Raw genomic sequence first — 1,437 nt, 5'->3', positions numbered from 1 at the left:
TGATGTGATGAACGCCTCCAGGACGGTATCAAAGTACCTGTCTTGTAAAATAACAAGGACTAACAACCGGAGACATTCATCATGAAACATTGTAAATTACTTGGCATTGACTTGGCAAAAACTGTTTTTCAGTTATGTGCTATGGATATCAACAATCATGTCATATCCAATAAGAAAGTTCGCCGTAAACAATTAATTCACTCTGTTCTCGAAATTAAACCAGAAACCATCGTTATGGAATCGTGCTATTCAGCAAACTACTGGGGAAGAGAATTTCAATCAATGGGTTTTAACGTTAATTTAATTCCCCCTCAACACGTTAAGCCATTTGTTAAAACCAATAAGAATGATCATCACGATGCTTTGGCCATTTGTGAAGCGAGTTTAAGACCTGGGATTCACTTTGTACCGGTAAAAACCATCGAGCAGCAGGATATTCAGGGGATGCATCGTATTAGAGAAAGACTGGTTCGAGACCGCACTGCCATCGTTAATCAAATCAGAGGTCTTTTGGCCGAATATGGGGTTATCATTAATCGAAGTTATCGTTGCATGAGAACCCAATTACCTTTAATTATTGAGGATATGGACAATCAGCTATCCTTTATCATGCGAGCTGAGCTCAATGAGTTATATGAAGAACTTATGACAGTCCAAGAGCGTATTAAATCAATTGAACAGCGACTGAAAAATATATCGGATTGTTATCAGGGATATAAATCACTTAAGGCGATTCCGGGCATAGGACCTATCACTGCCTCCGCACTGGTTTCTCAAGTCGGTGATGCCAGGCAGTTTAAAAATGCCAGAGGCTTTGCTGCATGGCTTGGGCTTACCCCAAAACATAGGGCCAGTGGGACGAAAATCGTTAACCAGGGGGTGTCTAAACGAGGCAACAAATACCTCAGGAAACTATTGATACATGGTGGCCGTTTGGTGATATGTTCATATAAACAAGATGATGCGCTTAAAAGGTTTGCTGATCGAGTCAATGAGCGCCGAGGATTACATAAGGCTTCAGTCGCTGTTGCGCATAAAATGGCCAGAATTATCTGGGCAGTGTTAAGTAAAAACGAGCCTTATAATCCAGAGCATGTGTTGAAACTTAAATAAAACAACCAACCTGAGATAAGTTAGCAAAGCATGATGATAAAAAGGTAACCCGACCTGACTTTAAACTAGCTCGCGGCAAGACCATGAAAAGGTCGTAGGTGTGATAAGAAAGTCAGGTTCGGATCTCATCAAGGCCAGAGGCAATAATGACCTCACAAAAAGGCCGGATATATGTACGAAACCATTTATTATCAGTGATTAAAAACTTAACTCATAAATGGGGCGCTGCCCCAAACCCCGCTGCTCGGCGCAGTGCCGTGGGTAAGTGTAAGAGAAAAAGAATGAAAACTTAAAAACAACACAGCCAAAATAGGCTGAAAACCA

General features: G+C 41.2%; 1 protein-coding gene. It reads left to right on the top strand.

Annotation, left to right across the window (positions count from 1 at the left end):
• Window positions 1-81: 81 nt before the first annotated feature.
• Complete coding sequence (locus OS173_RS13225; protein WP_267184760.1) at window positions 82-1,113, top strand: IS110 family RNA-guided transposase; 1,032 nt, start codon at window positions 82-84, stop codon at window positions 1,111-1,113.
• Window positions 1,114-1,437 lie beyond the last annotated feature (324 nt).

Source organism: Marinicella gelatinilytica (assembly GCF_026410405.1).
GTDB classification, from domain to species: Bacteria; Pseudomonadota; Gammaproteobacteria; order Xanthomonadales; family Marinicellaceae; genus Marinicella; species Marinicella gelatinilytica.
The sequence above is the reverse complement of the archived record's forward strand: the minus strand, read 5'-3'. Positions and strand labels throughout refer to the sequence as shown.